Annotated in this window: 17 protein-coding genes and 2 pseudogenes; 9 read left to right on the forward strand and 10 right to left on the reverse strand. The window is 69.5% G+C overall.

The genetic code is table 11. From position 1 onward, the window contains the following. The 3 genes from AS97_RS01865 (at position 1) to AS97_RS01875 (ending at position 2,644) form a co-directional block, all read left to right on the forward strand. Complete coding sequence (locus tag AS97_RS01865; RefSeq protein ID WP_210564219.1) at positions 1-846, forward strand: helix-turn-helix domain-containing protein; 846 nt, start codon at positions 1-3, stop codon at positions 844-846. Between the two features lie 704 nt (positions 847-1,550). Beyond that, positions 1,551-2,162: a hypothetical protein gene (locus AS97_RS01870; protein ID WP_210564220.1), complete on the forward strand. Its 612-nt coding sequence runs from the start codon at positions 1,551-1,553 to the stop codon at positions 2,160-2,162. After that, the gene (locus tag AS97_RS01875; protein ID WP_210564221.1) at positions 2,159-2,644 is read left to right on the forward strand and encodes a hypothetical protein; all 486 of its coding nucleotides are present in this window, start codon (positions 2,159-2,161) and stop codon (positions 2,642-2,644) included. The genes AS97_RS01870 and AS97_RS01875 overlap by 4 nt, the downstream gene beginning before the upstream one ends. A 769-nt stretch (positions 2,645-3,413) precedes the next feature. Here AS97_RS01875 and AS97_RS01880 read toward each other — a convergent pair. From AS97_RS01880 to AS97_RS01890, 3 genes are all read right to left on the reverse strand, one after another. Then, entirely contained in the window at positions 3,414-3,704 is a 291-nt protein-coding gene (locus tag AS97_RS01880) for a hypothetical protein (RefSeq protein WP_125757920.1), read from the reverse strand. Then, the gene (locus AS97_RS01885) at positions 3,701-3,985 is read right to left on the reverse strand and encodes a hypothetical protein (protein WP_059143960.1); all 285 of its coding nucleotides are present in this window, start codon (positions 3,983-3,985) and stop codon (positions 3,701-3,703) included. Before AS97_RS01885 ends, AS97_RS01880 begins: the two co-directional genes overlap by 4 nt. A gap of 182 nt (positions 3,986-4,167) precedes the next feature. Continuing rightward, entirely contained in the window at positions 4,168-4,572 is a 405-nt protein-coding gene (locus tag AS97_RS01890) for a nuclear transport factor 2 family protein (protein ID WP_059143959.1), read from the reverse strand. 104 nt (positions 4,573-4,676) lie between these two features. Between AS97_RS01890 and AS97_RS01895 the strand changes: the two genes are divergently transcribed. Then, positions 4,677-5,129 carry a MarR family transcriptional regulator gene (locus tag AS97_RS01895; protein WP_059143958.1) on the forward strand — a complete coding sequence of 151 codons (453 nt, stop codon included), beginning with the start codon at positions 4,677-4,679 and terminating at the stop codon, positions 5,127-5,129. Between the two features lie 28 nt (positions 5,130-5,157). On the opposite strand, the gene AS97_RS01900 is transcribed toward AS97_RS01895, so the two are convergent. Continuing rightward, positions 5,158-5,457 (reverse strand): hypothetical protein, encoded by a 300-nt coding sequence (locus AS97_RS01900; protein ID WP_185929838.1) that lies wholly within the window; start codon positions 5,455-5,457, stop codon positions 5,158-5,160. 669 nt (positions 5,458-6,126) lie between these two features. Here AS97_RS01900 and AS97_RS01905 point away from each other — a divergent pair. Beyond that, positions 6,127-6,771, forward strand: coding sequence for a DUF998 domain-containing protein (locus AS97_RS01905; RefSeq protein ID WP_210564222.1), 645 nt, complete (start codon positions 6,127-6,129; stop codon positions 6,769-6,771). A gap of 405 nt (positions 6,772-7,176) precedes the next feature. On the opposite strand, the gene AS97_RS01910 is transcribed toward AS97_RS01905, so the two are convergent. Next, positions 7,177-8,004, reverse strand: a complete 828-nt coding sequence (locus tag AS97_RS01910; protein WP_210564223.1) for a class I SAM-dependent methyltransferase — start codon at positions 8,002-8,004, stop codon at positions 7,177-7,179. A gap of 119 nt (positions 8,005-8,123) precedes the next feature. Next, a complete protein-coding gene (locus AS97_RS01915) occupies positions 8,124-8,894 on the reverse strand; it encodes a transposase (RefSeq protein WP_210564224.1) in 771 nt (256 codons plus the stop codon). Between the two features lie 81 nt (positions 8,895-8,975). Here AS97_RS01915 and AS97_RS01920 point away from each other — a divergent pair, with 81 nt between their 5' ends. Together AS97_RS01920 and AS97_RS01925 are read left to right on the forward strand one after the other, a co-directional pair. Next, entirely contained in the window at positions 8,976-10,100 is a 1,125-nt protein-coding gene (locus AS97_RS01920) for an IS630 family transposase (RefSeq protein WP_210564225.1), read from the forward strand. Between the two features lie 11 nt (positions 10,101-10,111). After that, entirely contained in the window at positions 10,112-10,501 is a 390-nt protein-coding gene (locus AS97_RS01925; protein ID WP_059149433.1) for a hypothetical protein, read from the forward strand. A 44-nt stretch (positions 10,502-10,545) separates the two neighbouring features. Here AS97_RS01925 and AS97_RS01930 read toward each other — a convergent pair. From AS97_RS01930 to AS97_RS48875, 3 genes and pseudogenes are all read right to left on the reverse strand, one after another. Continuing rightward, positions 10,546-11,049: pseudogene (locus AS97_RS01930) on the reverse strand (PIG-L family deacetylase); the annotation flags it as partial. Between the two features lie 7 nt (positions 11,050-11,056). After that, positions 11,057-11,623, reverse strand: coding sequence for a hypothetical protein (locus tag AS97_RS48870; RefSeq protein ID WP_346159937.1), 567 nt, complete (start codon positions 11,621-11,623; stop codon positions 11,057-11,059). 3 nt (positions 11,624-11,626) lie between these two features. After that, a pseudogene (locus tag AS97_RS48875) lies at positions 11,627-11,884 on the reverse strand (hypothetical protein); the annotation flags it as partial. Positions 11,885-12,069: 185 nt separating this feature from the next. Between AS97_RS48875 and AS97_RS48880 the strand changes: the two are divergent. Continuing rightward, the gene (locus tag AS97_RS48880) at positions 12,070-12,432 is read left to right on the forward strand and encodes a hypothetical protein (protein WP_349017576.1); all 363 of its coding nucleotides are present in this window, start codon (positions 12,070-12,072) and stop codon (positions 12,430-12,432) included. Between the two features lie 11 nt (positions 12,433-12,443). Beyond that, positions 12,444-13,301 (forward strand): class I SAM-dependent methyltransferase, encoded by an 858-nt coding sequence (locus AS97_RS01945; protein WP_086707825.1) that lies wholly within the window; start codon positions 12,444-12,446, stop codon positions 13,299-13,301. 46 nt (positions 13,302-13,347) lie between these two features. Here AS97_RS01945 and AS97_RS01950 read toward each other — a convergent pair whose 3' ends face one another. After that, positions 13,348-13,839 (reverse strand): GNAT family N-acetyltransferase, encoded by a 492-nt coding sequence (locus AS97_RS01950; protein WP_059149436.1) that lies wholly within the window; start codon positions 13,837-13,839, stop codon positions 13,348-13,350. Between the last annotated feature and the right edge of the window lie 139 nt (positions 13,840-13,978).

Raw genomic sequence — 13,978 nt, forward strand, 5'->3', positions numbered from 1 at the left:
ATGACTCCGGCCCCCGCCCCCCGCGATCTCGGAGCCTTCCTCAAGGCTCGCCGAGCACAGCTGGCGCCGCAGGACCTGGGCCTGCCCGAGACGGACTCGCATCGCAAGGTCGCAGGACTGCGCCGCCAAGAGGTCGCCCAGCTCGCGGCCATCAGCGTCGACTACTACACACGGCTGGAACAAGGCCGCGTCCGGGCATCCGCATCGGTGCTCGCCACCCTCGCCCGTGCGCTGCGCCTCGACGACGACCAGCAGAAATATCTCTACGAACTGGCCGGCAGGTCTGACGCGCGGCCGCGCCGTCGGCGGGGGCCCGCGCAGCGCGTACGGCCCGCCATGCGGCGCCTGCTCGACCAGCTCACGGGGTCCCCCGCCGTCGTTCTCGGCAGGCGCATGGACATCCTGGCCTGGAATGTTGCTGCCGCGGCCCTGTTCACCGACTTCTCGGTGACGCCACCGGGACGGCGCAACTACGTGCGCCTGCTGTTCACGGACCCGGTCGTCCGCGCCATGCATCGGGAGTGGGAGCACGATGCCCGCGACGCCGTCGCCGCGCTGCGCATGGAGGCCGCGACGGACCCCGATGACCCCGAGCTGGCCCAGCTCGTCGGCGAGCTGTCCGTCCAGGACGCCGACTTCCGCACCTGGTGGGCCGAGCACCGCGTCAACAACCTCAGCTACGGCACCAAGCACTACCGGCATCGGCTGGTCGGTGACCTGACGCTGGACTGCGACGTCTGGAGCAGCCCCGACGGCTCAGGGCAGCGGCTCATGGTCCTCACCGCCGAGCCCGGCAGTCCGTCGCACGATGCCCTGCGCATCCTCACCGCCTGGACGGCCGCGTAACCGGAGAACGCCCCACTCCCCCACCGGGCAACCTCATTCTTTCGGGGTGAGGTAGATGCCGTCCTTTGGGCACTCCAAGCGTGTTCGGTGCCGTCGTCGCGGTAGCGCCATGCGAAGGGCAGGCCGTGGGCGGTTTCGTAGCCGGGTCCGCTCATGAGCTGGAAGCGCAGATGTGGCTCGGAGGAGTTGCCGGAGTTGCCGCACTGGGCCAACCGCCGGCCGAACCTGGCCCGGTCGCCCACGGCTACACGGAGAGATCCGCGCCTGAGGTGCCCGAAGCCCGCGTACACGCCCTGGTCCAGCTTGAGCACGGGGTTGTTGCCCCAATGATGGCGGGGCCACCCAGACTGCGTCTGGAGCCGTCCAGGCAGAGGTGGGCGATGCCGGGCAGCGAGGTGCGGGAGAGGTGATCGCGCCGGCGGTCGGTGGTTGCCACGACCACGCCGTCGCCGGGGGCCAGGACGGGGCTGCCGAAGGCGAGGGTAATGGCGCGGGCGGCGGCCCAGCGGCCAGAGCGGGCGGAATGGTGGCGTGGCTGCTGCCGAGGGGTGATGTGTCAGGTCGATGGCGTAGGTCCGCGCATGGCTGTGCGTGTGGCTGGGCACCTTCGTGCCCGGACCGTTGAGGGCCTGCCGGCGTCCGGTGACGGGCACCTCGACCGGGACCGGTGTCTGTCCCTGCGGCGGGCGCTGTGTACGCCACACGTGCCGGTGCATCAGCCCGCCGAGCACCAGATCGGCGACGACGGCCTGGTGGAGCACCGGATCCTGCACCGGCTGGACATCCGCTGCCCGGAGGGTCTGGCCGGGCTGCGGCAGCGGCTGGCGGAGATCGGTGGCGCCGCCCGCGGGCCGGTCCTGGTGTCGCACGAGGACCACACCCCGGGCCAGGGGCAGTACGCGGACCGCGGCTTCGGCTCGGTCGCGGAGTTCCCCACCACGACGGCGGCCGCGAAGGCCGCACGCGAGCACGGCACGCCGGTCGTGATGGGCGCGCCGAACGTGCTGCGCGGCCACTCGCACAACGGCGACGCGTCCGGCCGTGAGCTGATCGGCCGCGGCCTGGTCACCGCGCTCGCCTCGGACTGCCTGCCGTCGGGGCTGCTCTCGGCGGCACTGCTGCTCGCCGAGGACGGACTGGCCTCGCTGCCCGAGGCGGTCGGCCTGGTCACCGGCGGCGCCGCGGACGTGGGTCTCCCGGACCGCGGCCGGCTCGCGCCGGGTCTGCGGGCCGACCTGGTGCTGGCCGACCGGGGCCGCCCCTGGCCCGTCGTCGCCGCCGTCCTGCGCGCGGCCCCGGGAGGTGACGCGGCATGAGCGGCCGGATCCCCTGGCCGGTGCCCGAACCGCACCTGCCCTCCGGTGCCCACCCGGCGCCGGCCGTGGCGACCCGGGCCGCCACGGACGCGTTCCGCGCCGCGCGCGAGGCGTACGACCGGGCCCAGCTGGCCAAGAAGGTGCGGGTCGGCGCGGACGGTACGCCCACGATGCGGCTGGACATCCTGGTGGACACCGCGATGGCCGAGGTCGTCAACGCCCACCGGATCAATCTGCTCAGCGAGGAGCTGGGCCGTATCGACAACGGCTCCGCCGTCACCCTGGTCACCGACCCGGTGGACGGCACGGCGAACGCCGCCTCCGGTGTCCTGTCCGCGTTCGCGGGCGTCATCGCGGTGGATGGGGTGCCGACGGATGCGCTGGCCAGCTGGCTGGACACCGGGCGCTGCTGGCACACGGTGGCGGGCCGGCCGTCGGCGTACCGCACGAAGGCCGTACGGAGCTGGACGGCGCGGTGGTGAGTCTGCTGCGGCCGCAGGCGCATATCGCCGACGCGTGGTGGCGGGTGGCCACACGGGCGGCCAGGATCCGCATCCTGTCGACGAGTTGTCTGGAAGCGGTGCTGGTGGCCCAGGGGCCTACGGACGCGTTCGGGCAAGCCGTTCGTGAGCACCTCCGGCACGCTGGTCATGCCCCTCGGCCGGGAGACCACCGAGAGGGACGAACCCGACCCGGCCGGGATCGCCGGATTCCGGATCCCGGGCGAGCGAGCGTGCCTGGGCTTCGCCGCCCAGGGAGTACGCACGAGCGTGGTCCGGCTCGCCCCCACCGTCCACGGCCCCGGGGATCACGGCTTCATCGGCATGCTCGTCGCCACCGCGCGAAAGACCGGCATGTCGGCCTACGTCGGCGACGGCGGCGACCGGTGGCCCGCGGTGCATCGGCTCGACGCGGCGAGCCTGTTCCGCCTGGCCTTGGAGAAGGCCCCCGCGGGCAGCGTGCTGCACGGGGTGGCCGAAAACGGCGTCTCTTTCCAGAGCATCGCGGAGACGATCGCCCGAGCCCTCGATCTGCCCGCGGTCTCGCTGACCCCGGACGAGGCCGCCGCGCATGTCGTCAGCCCGTTCATGGCCACCGTCTACGGCGTCGACGCGCCCGTCTCCAGCTCTCGCACCCAGGAACTGCTCGGCTGGTCCGCCCACCCACCCGACACTGCTCGACGACCTGGCGCACGGCGACTACCTCGTCACGCCAGCCTCCTGACCGCCTCCCGCCGGGGCGGACAGGACGTCAGCGGAACCAGACCAGCACGGGGACGCGGATCTCGCGGAGCCCGGGGAGAACGACGTATTCGAAAACGATCGGCTCCCCGCCGATCTGCAGGCTGTAGCGGGCGCCGAGATCGTCCATCGGGTCGCCGGGCGGCGGCCGGTCGCGGTCGATCGCGCCACCGACTTCGAGGGCCAGCGCGCTCAGGAAGTTCACCACCTTCTTGGAAAGGTCCGGTGGCATGTCGAGCAGCGTCTGTGCGGGGATCTCCTCGGTCCACACCGCCCAGCCGCGGCGCGGCTGGGCGGTCATCGGCTGATTCCCTCGAGCTGGTCGGCGAGGTCCTCCACGGAGACCAGGCGGGTGCCGGCGGCGGCGTGGGAACGGCTCTCCGCCGCTCCGGGGGCGCTGTCGAGCATCGCCGCCTTCCACCACTTGCGCATGATGCCGGGAACGGTCTCCTCTTCGGCGGCCAGGACCTCGGCGTAGAAGTGGGCCCGGTTCGCTCCGGTCAGCGCGTCGCCGATGCCGTTGATCGTGTTCGGGATCGCCGGGATCCTGCGGTCGGTGGGGTGTTCGGGCTGTGCGCTCATCTCCGAGTTCCCTTCCCCGCATCGGGTGTCACGTTCTGCGGCCCCAGTCGAGACGCCTTCGCTCGGGCTCGGGGCATTCTCTCGCAGGACGCGTGCCCCATGGGGCGCAGTGGGAGATCAGGGTAGTCGGTGGGGGCGTTCGGGAGCACGGCACCGCTCCCGAACACCGGCGCCACGCGCTGTCAGCGAGCGCTGCCCATGTTCCGGTCGGCCTCGGCGCCCTGCAGCATGAGGGTGGTCTCCTCGATGCGGCGGAAGCGCCCGTCCGGGGCGAACTCGGCGAAGAGGTAGACCTCCGTGCGCACGGTGGAGCCGTCGGTCTTCGCGACGTCGATGACGTGACGGTCCGCGTAGCGGTCGCCCTGCACGACTTCGTCGAGGACCTGGACCGACCCGCCGGCGACGATCGTGCGCAGGTGGGCGATGTGGGCCAGGAACTCACCGCGGTCGTCCCAGCGGCCGTCGGTGCGCTGGCGGTAGTCGGGGGCGAAGTGCCGGTCGGCGGCCTCGGCCAGGTCAAGGCCGGGCGTGAAGAGCAGGTCGGTGAGGGCTGCGGTGATGTTGGTACGAGAGGTGGCGGTGGCCATGACGGTGCCTTTCGGTAGCTGGAAGCATCGAAAACCGCGTGCGCCGAGCACGCATCTGCACCGTACCGCATATTGCGTGCGCAGCGCACGCTAATCTGGGAGTCATGCCGAACGATGTGGGACACGAGATCGCCGACGCGCTGGGCACGCTGCTCAGGCGCAGCACCCGTGAGCAGATCTACCGACGCCTGACCGAGGGCCTGGGCGAGGCCGTGGACGAGGTCACCTACCCCGTGCTCAGCGGGCTCGCCCGCACGGGCCCGCGCAGCGCCGCGGGCCTCGCCGACGAGATCGGCCTGGACCGCTCCGGCGTCACCCGCCGCGCGACCCGCCTGGAGGAAGCCGGGCTGCTACGCCGCGAACCCGACCCCGGCGACCGGCGCGCCACTCTGCTCGCCCTGACCGAAACGGGGCGACAGGCCATCGAGACCACCCGGCGGCGCCTCGCCGCGCATATCGAGGATTCTCTCGCCTCCTGGCCACCCGGCGAGGCGCGGACCTTCGCCCGCCAACTCCACCGCTTCGTCCACTACGGGCCGTTCGCCGAAGAGCGATGAAGCGGATGAAGCCCCCGCTGCCGGAGGTTCAGACCACCCCGGCTCCAGCTCCGCGGAGGAGATGGACGGTGAGCTGTGTTCCGGTGTCACAGGTGTTGACGGCGTGGATGAAGCCGGGGGCTGTGCGGTAGCTCCCCGTGCCTCCGGTGATGGCCAGGGTGATGCCACCGGGACCGGCACCGGTGATGGCGAACACTCCCTGCACGGTGATCTGGCCCTCGGACAGCGAAAGGGTGATCTGACACTGCAGGTCACTCGCGTCCATGGGGTTGGTACGGGTCACCGTGCAGACCTCGTCGAATCGACCCACCGTGACGCTGGCACGCAAGTGGTGTCCACTGACGATGAGTTGGCCCCCGTGGCTGTTCCCGAGAGGGGCCACGTCGACGAAGTTGGCCTGCGTGGGCCTCGCCGCCAGAAGGAAGACTTCCGCACCATGGCGATGGGGCTGCCAGTGACCTCATGCCGCCGGAGGTGCCGATTCCCAGGTCAGCATCTGGTGGGTGGCGCGTCACAGCTACCTCAGCTGGGCATCCAGGTGATCACTGGCCGGCGGTCGCAGGAAACGGCGGGCAGAAAGACCCGGGCCGCCGTTTCGCGAGGCGCAACGGAGGAGGTCAGGGCGGCCGGGATCGCCGCACGGGGGCGGGCCGGCGAGTTCCGGTTGTAGATATATGCGATTGCGTCGCGCGGAACGCGTGCTTCCGCGCTGCCGCCGTGCCACACTGAGGTTGGCCCTCACCGCATCCCCCGTCGGTGAGGGCCACTTTCGTTTCCCGGCCCCTGGGAGACGGTGATGAAGCTTCAATTCCGCTCTGTCCGCAGTGCCGTGAACCCCTTCAGGCCCGGACACAGGTAGGGGCAGCCCCACCTCGCTCCGGGGGCTTGCCGGAGTGAGGGAGGCCGACGCCGCATGATCCCCTGTATGCACGATCATCGTGCGAGAGAAGGCGGATAGGTGAGGGCTCGAATCGGATATTCCGCGTGGGTGGCGGGTGTGGTGCAGTTCTTCGCGGTCCATTGGTTCGTCGAGTCGGCCTGGGCGCGACCGTACAGTTGGGCACGGAACAACATCAGCGACTTGGGAAACACTCACTGCGCTCTTCAGTCCGATCCCGAGCCACGCTATGTCTGCTCACCTGAACACGCCGCGATGAACGCCTCGTTCATCGCACTGGGAACGCTGCTCGTCGTCGGCATCGCCCTGACCGGCGCTCTATGGCGCCGAGGCTCCGCCTCGACCGTGACCCGTTTTCTGTTGGCCGGTGCAGGCGTCGGTTTTGTGCTGGCCGGGCTGGCGCCCGCGGACGTCCACGAGAACCAGCACGTGCTGGGCGCCCTGCTCATCATGGGAACGGGCAACATCGGCCTACTTCTGGCGGGAGCCAGGCTGGCGGAAAATGTTTCCGGTCCCCTGCGCCGGCTGACCACCTTGCTGGGAATCACCGCGCTCACGGCCTTCGGGCTCTTTCTCTCCGGCCACTATCTCGGGCTCGGCATGGGAGGCATGGAGCGAGTCGCGGCCTTTCCTCTCCTGGCGTGGGCACTGGTGGTCGGCAGCCGTGGCCTGCTCCCCCAGAAGACCCGTACGCCGGGCACCACGCCGGAAATGCCTATCGCGCGGACGCCCCAAGGACAATGAGACATCAGGTGTGGCCTGTTCCAACGGCTATTCGGGCAGGGTGCGTTGATATGGTCGTCCTGCCGGAGCGGGAAGAGCGGTCCTTCTGATGCGAAGCCGGCGTCACGGTTCTGGCAGGCACTGACAGCTTCCCCTGCGGCAGGGTCACTTCAGAGATCGAATGGCTGGCACGCGCCGGGCTGTCGGCAGAAGCTGCTCTCGGGGCGGCATCGCGGGGGCTAGAGCTTGGCTGGGGCTGCCCGGACTGGTCGAGGGAGGCCCCGCCGACCTCGTTGCCTATGACACCGATCCGACTCTCGACGCTCGGTTCTGGCCCATCCCAGCCGCATCATTCCGCGCGGCCGGGTCATCGCCTGAGGGGCGAGCTGTCGGAGGTGGGTACGGTGGGCACGACCGGAGCGGCGCCTACCGAAGCGCCGGGACCGTTCGTGACACCCGTAGCTCCGTGAGATACCGCTTGGTGACCCGGCCTCCGTACCGCCTGTCGATCAGCCCGGCGATGCACTCCAGCAGCCCCTCCCTGGCCTGCGGCGGCAGCGCCCGGTGGCCGGAGTAGGTCCGCAGCACTGCCAGGTACTCCGCCGTGGTGTACGTCAGGTCCCACTCGTAGCGCCGGAAGTCGACGGGTCCGAAGCGGCCGCTGCGTGCGACCTCATCCGCGTGGTCCGAGGTGTCGACGTCCGCTGCGGCCGGAAGCCGCAGCCCCGGCGGGGTGGCCGGATCGAAACGCTCGTAACAGTCCTGGGCCTCGACGAAGAATTCCTCGCTACCGCCCGCCACATGCTGCGTGGCGACGACGGCGAGGGCGCCACCGGGTCGCAGCGCGTCGGCGGCTTTTGCCATCCGCACCGCCGGATCGATCCAGTGGAAGGCCGTCGCCGAGACGACCGCGTCGAACGGCTCCTCCGGCAGTGGCCACGTCTCGAAGTCCGCCGTCACAATCTCCACCGCTTCGAACCCGGCCAGGTTGCGCCGGGCGACGGCGGCCATGTCCGCGCCCAGCTCGACGGCCATGATCCGGCAACCGCGCTCGGCGAGCGGCAGGGTCGCCTGGCCGGTGCCTGCCCCTACATCGAGGACACGACAGCCGGGGCCGGTGCCGGCCACCTCGGCGAGGTCGTCGAACAGCTCGGGCGGATACCCGGGCCTGGCCCGGTCGTACAGCTCCGCGTCCTCGTCGAAGATCCGGCTCAGATGGACACGGCGCGTTTCGTCGGGCGTGTCGTCGCGCATGGCAGCACACTAGGCCCTGACCGGCGCGCATCAGGCACGGATTACCTCCACACGAGCGGCTGCTAAGCGTTGTCCCGTAAATGATCTACGGTGTGCTGGTTGACCAGCGTTCTTTCCGGTCACCCGGTCAGGGTGAGGTTGTTTAGGCGGGCGATGCCGAGGATGGCGTGGTGGACGCCGTCGCCTTTGAGGCGGCAGTCGCGGAGGATCTTCCAGGTCTTCATGCGGGCGAAGGCGTGCTCGACGCGGGCGCGGACTTTGCGGTGCGAGCGGTTGTGGTCCTCTTTCCAGTCCGGGAGCGCGGCCTGGCCGGGTTCGCGGCGGTGCGGGATGATCAGGCCGGTGCCGCGGTAGCCGCCGTCCGCGATCACCGTGGTCCGGCCGACGGCGTCCTTCGCGCCTGACAGCTCCCATGCTTTGCAGTCGTTGCGGTTGCCGGGCAGTGGCCGGCCAACGGCGACGACGAGCCGGGTGTCGGCGTCGATGACGACCTGGTGGTTGGTGGAGTACCGGTAGTTCTTCGACTGCTCGGCCACCTGGTGGTCGCGGGTGGGGACGAGCGTGCCGTCGACGATGAGCACGGTGTCCTTGCGGTACCGCTTGCGCTGCTGGAGCGCGAGCACCGGGCCCAGGTGGTCGATGATGCGGTCCGCGGCCGACTTCGACACCCCGAACAGCAGGGCCAGTTGGCGCAGAGTGAGGTTCGTGCGCCAGTACGCGGCGACCAGCAGGACCCGGTCCTCCAGCGGCAGGCTCCAGGGACGGCCCTTGCGTACCGGGTCCGCCCCTTCCCGGCGCAGTGCTGTGATCAGCTTGCCGAACTGCCGCGGGCTCAACCCGGTGAACGGGGCTATCCAGGAGGGCTCCGAGGCCGTGATCACACCAGACACAGCAAGATCATCTCACCCGTGACCAGCAGTTACGGGACACCCCTTAGTGTCCTGCGCCAGTAGTTGATCGTTAGTTACTGCATGACTTCTTCTGCTGCTGGTGCTTCGGTCCCTCGTCGGGGCCCGAAGCTTGAACCGTTGCTGTTCTCCGACGAGGAGAGGGCGGTGTTGCAACGGTGGTCGCGTCGGGCAACGTCGGCTCAGGCGCTGGCCCTGCGGGCGCGGATCGTGCTGGCGTGTGCGGGCCCGGAGGTGCCGCCGATCGTGGTGGTCGCCCGCGAGTTGCGGGTGGCCGCCGACACGGTCCGCAAGTGGCGGCGGCGGTTCCTGGCCGAGCGACTGGACGGCCTGACCGACGAGCCCCGGCCGGGGCGACCGCCCACCATCGGTGTCGAGCAGGTGGAGGCGGTCGTGGTCGCCACGCTGGAGGAGATCCCGAAGAACGCTACGCACTGGTCGCGGAAGTCGATGGCCGAGCACAGCGGTCTGTCCAAGTCCACCGTCGGCCGGATCTGGCGGAAGTTCCAGCTCAAGCCACACCTGACGGACACCTTCAAGCTGTCCACGGACCCGTTCTTCGTGGAGAAGGTCTACGACGTGGTCGGGCTGTACTTCAACCCGCCCGAGGGCGCGGTTGTCCTCTCGGTGGACGAGAAGTCCCAGATCCAGGCACTGGACCGGTCCCAGCCGGTACTGCCGATAATGCCCGGCATGCCCGAGCGGCGCACCCACGACTACGTCCGTAACGGCCTGACCACGCTGTTCGCCGCCTTCGATGTCGCCACCGGCGAGGTCATCAGCTCCCTGCACCGGAGGCACCGGGCGACGGAGTTCAAGAAGTTCCTGGTCAAGATCGACAAGGAGGTGCCCGCGCACCTCCAGATCCACCTCATCTGCGACAACTACGGCACCCACAAGACACCCGCGATCAGGACGTGGCTGTCCAAGCACCCACGCTTCCACATGCACTTCACCCCGACCGGATCCTCCTGGATCAACCAGGTCGAGCGGTGGTTCGGCTTCCTGGCAGACCAGAAGATCCGCCGCGGCGCACACAAGAGCGTCCAGACCCTCGAAGCCGACATCCGCGCCTGGGTCAAGGACTGGAACGCAGACCCCAAGCCGTTCATCTGGACCAAGACCGCCGAGGAGATCCTCGAATCCCTCGCCCAATTCTGCCGACGGATCTCCGGCGCAGGACACTAGCGTCCTGCCGTGTGAACGACAGTGTGTATGTGGGCAATGCGGGCAAGGATGCGGCGCTGGACCGGGGGTGGCTCCTCGGGCACTTCAAGGACGTTGGCGATCCGCGCCACAGCGAGGCCGTAGAGATCAAATGGGGTGTCCACCCGCGTGGCGACGAGCGATCGCAGTGGGTGAAGGGCGAGGAACGCACAGCGCTCCTGGTTCTCATCAGCGGCCGTTTCCGCGTTGAACTCCCCGGCCGCAGCGTTCTTCTGGAGGAGCAGGGTGATTACGTCGTCTGGGGGCGCGGAGTCGACCACTCATGGTTCGCGGAGGAAGAGTCGGTGGTGCTGACTGTTCGATGGCCATCCGTGCCCGGCTACGCGGTGGCGGAGGAGAGCGGGGCGCGGCTGCGAAGCTGAGCACGGGAGAGCGTTGCGGCGGTTGATTCCCGGACCAGGTGTGCGCCCAGCGCCTGTGCGGCCGAGTGTGGGTGCGTGGCCAAGTAGAGGGCGCTCGGCTGCCAGGGCGCGCCGGTGTCCGGGTAGAGCCGGTCCAGCCCTGCGGCCTCGACTGCGAGCGTGGTCACCCTGTGGGTGTGGAGGTGGTCCGGATGGCCGGTCAGCCCACCATAGGCGTCATGGGTGACGACGATGTCCGGGCGGAACGCACGGATGTGCATGACCAGCCGACACACCGACTCATCGAGCGGCGCGTCGCAGAACCGGACGCTGCCCGGGGCCGACTGTGGTGCCCGGGCATCGGCGTAGCCGAGCATCCGTGGCGCACCGGCGCCGAGGATGCGGAGCGCATCGGCGAGCTCCGCCGCGCGTTGGGTGTCCTCTGCCCAGGTTGCCGTGACGACGGCGGTTCGCGCTCCCGCGGCCGCGTGCTGGGCGAGCACGCCACCCGCCGACAGGGACTCGTCGTCAGGGTGCGCGAAAACCGCGAGGAGGCTCGGAACGGGCATCGTCGGGTCACCTTCCAGTGGGAGAGCTGGGATCAGTGGGCTCGGCAACTTCATGCGCCGCTTGCGTCCCGGCGGGGTGGGCCTGCGCTTGGGCGATGGCCTGGGCGATGACCTCCTGCGGGGACAGGCCCGTGTGCTCGACCAGCGAGCCGAGCAGTACGGCTCCGAGCAGGGCGGAGCTCTGCCCCAGATGGGTGGCGAGCGCGGTGCACTCCTCCCAGCCCACGATCATCTGCTCGACATCCCCCGCCTCGGTCGCCCGCGCGAAGGTCGCTTCGGCCGCCTCCAGCACGTCGCGGTAGACCTCGGCCGGCGGCTCCTCGCTGGGCACTCCGCCTCCTGTCGTTCCCCGGTACACGTTGATCATGGCCGTGCCGACTCGGTGATGGAATTCGAGTCGGCGGGCGTCCATGTCACTCAGCGCCTCGCGCTCGTACAACCGCGCCGTGCCGTCGCCACTCGCGGTGGCGAGGAGGGCGCCGTCAGGAGAGAACGCCACCGACCGCACCCAGCCAGTGTGGCCGGTGAGGGGGTCGCCGACCGGCGTGCGGGTACGTGGGTCCCACAACCGCACCGTGTGATCGCCTCCTCCGGTGGCAAGAAGCGTCCCGTCTGGAGAGAACGCCACCGCGTGGACCGCGCCGGTATGGCCCGAGAGTGGCTCACCGACCGGGGTACGGGTGCGCGGGTTCCAGAACCGCACAGTGCGGTCACCGCTTGCGGTGGCGAGGAGGGATCCGTCGTCGCCGAGTCCTTCATAGACGCCTCGGAAGGCTATATAGACGGCATCTGGAAGAACGGCGACCTTCAATGGTCGTCCATGAGCCGCAACCACATGTCACCGCTGAGCGCCGTACAGGGCGGCGTTCTGGCCGCCCACATATTGGGCAGAAAGCGGCATTCATCGCTGTTCCAGCAGGCGGAGACGCTCGCCAGGCAGGCACTCACAAGCCTCGACGCATCGGATTGCGTGTTTCATCCGGAAGCGTTCACGGAGGACTCGGGACTGACCTTCGGTGAGTGCGCCTCCGTCTCCCGGGGGCGCTCTCCCCTCAGGTCAATAAGCTGACATTCGGCGTCGATCTCTTCGACGTCGAAATCAGCCTCGCGCTCGGGGAAGAGGTGATCCGGCCACTGGACAGCGGTGACCCGGATCGCTTCTACGGCTACATCCTTCTCCGTCGCCCGAAGAGGGGCAATCTGACGCAGAGAGATTTCGAACGCCACTTCTCTTTCGATGAGATCCGGTATTCTTCGTCACCTGATACCCCGGCCGGGCCGTATGGCCGCGTGGGACAGGCGATCGTATCCGACGAGGATGAGCTGAAGCTGCAGCGGACGATCGAGGACATCGTGCGATCCAACGAGACCGCCGGCGGATAAGAGGGAAGACCATGGCAGACGAGCAGGCCAAGGCGCCGGACAGCACCGCCGTGCGCGTCGCCCTCTGGCGGGCGATGCATGTCCAGGTCGACCCGCCGCCGCACGTGCTCGACGATGAGATCGGCCTGCGGCTGGCGGCCCCCGACGACGGCTGGCGCCGCCGCCCCGATATGGATCCGCACACCACCAGTGGGTTCCGGGCGGCCATCGTGGCCCGCGCCCGTTTCATCGAGGACCTGGTCGCCGAGCAGGCCGACCGCGGCGTCACCCAGTACGTCGCCCTGGGCGCCGGTCTGGACACCTTCGCCCAGCGCAAGCCGGAGATCGCCTCCCGCCTGCAGCTCTTCGAGGTCGACCAGCCCGGCCCCCAGGAGTGGAAACGCCACCGCCTGGTCGAGCTCGGCTACGGCATCCCCGACTGGCTGCACCTGGTGCCGGTCGACTTCGAGGCGAGCGAGTCCTGGCTGGAGCGGCTGACCGCCGCGGGCTTCGACTCCGGCCGGCCGGCGGTCATCGTCTCCACCGGCGTCACCATGTACCTCACCGAAGAAGCCACCGCCGCCACCCTGCGTCAGATCGCCGGACTCGCACCCGGCTCGACGCTCGCCATGACCTTCCTGCTGCCGACCGAACTCCTCGACGACGCCGACCGCCCTGGCCTCACAGCGAGCAAGGAAGGCGCGCAAGCGGCCGGAACGCCGTTCATCAGCTTCTACACCCCGCAGGACATGCTGACGCTGGCCCGCGAGTCCGGTTTCGAGGACGCCCGGCACGTGCCGGGAGCCTCACTGGCCGAGCGCTATTTCGCCGGTCGCACCGACGGCCTTCGTCCGTCCAGCGGAGAGGACCTGTTGCTGGCCACCACCTGACCACTCGTCAACGCCACCTGCTGCTGCAGGACGACCGTGGGTGGAATCAGCGCGCCGCAACGAGCGTGCGGCGATAGCGCATACCTGCGCGCCCGGCCACGGTGACATCCCCCACGACAGTGAATCCATTACGTTCGAGCACGGTCTTCGAGGCCACGTTGTCGAGGGTGGTGACCGCGGTGAGGGTGGAGAGGCGGTACTCCGTGGCGGCCAGGCGGCACACCTCTTGCACCGCGGCGGTGGCCACCCCACGGCCCGCGGCACGCTCGCCGATCCGGTAGCCGAGTTCGGCGTCGCCTTCCTCGACGTCCACGAGATTGACGCGGCCGACCAACTCCCCCCGGTCGTCCATGACGACATGGAAGTGACACACGCCGTCGTCCTGCTCGGCGAGCCGGGAACGGAGAAGGGAAGCGAACTCCGCGAAGTAGGCATCCCCGCGATCGGAGATCGACCGAGCGAAATACTCGCGGTTCTCGCGCTCGAAGGCCAGTAGGGCAGGTGCGTGGTCCGCCCGGAGCCGTTCCAACGTCAGCATGCCCAAAAGCATACGTTCCGGTGGCCGCACCCAGTGCCGCGGGCCCGGGGCGCGGGGGGGGGTCACGCCACGCGGAAACCGGGCCAGTTCCACCTCTCGGATCCAAGAGCGCGCTGTGCGGATATCGAGCCTCAGGATA

This window comes from Streptomyces sp. AgN23, from assembly GCF_001598115.1.
Lineage (GTDB): Bacteria > Actinomycetota > Actinomycetes > Streptomycetales > Streptomycetaceae > Streptomyces > Streptomyces antimycoticus.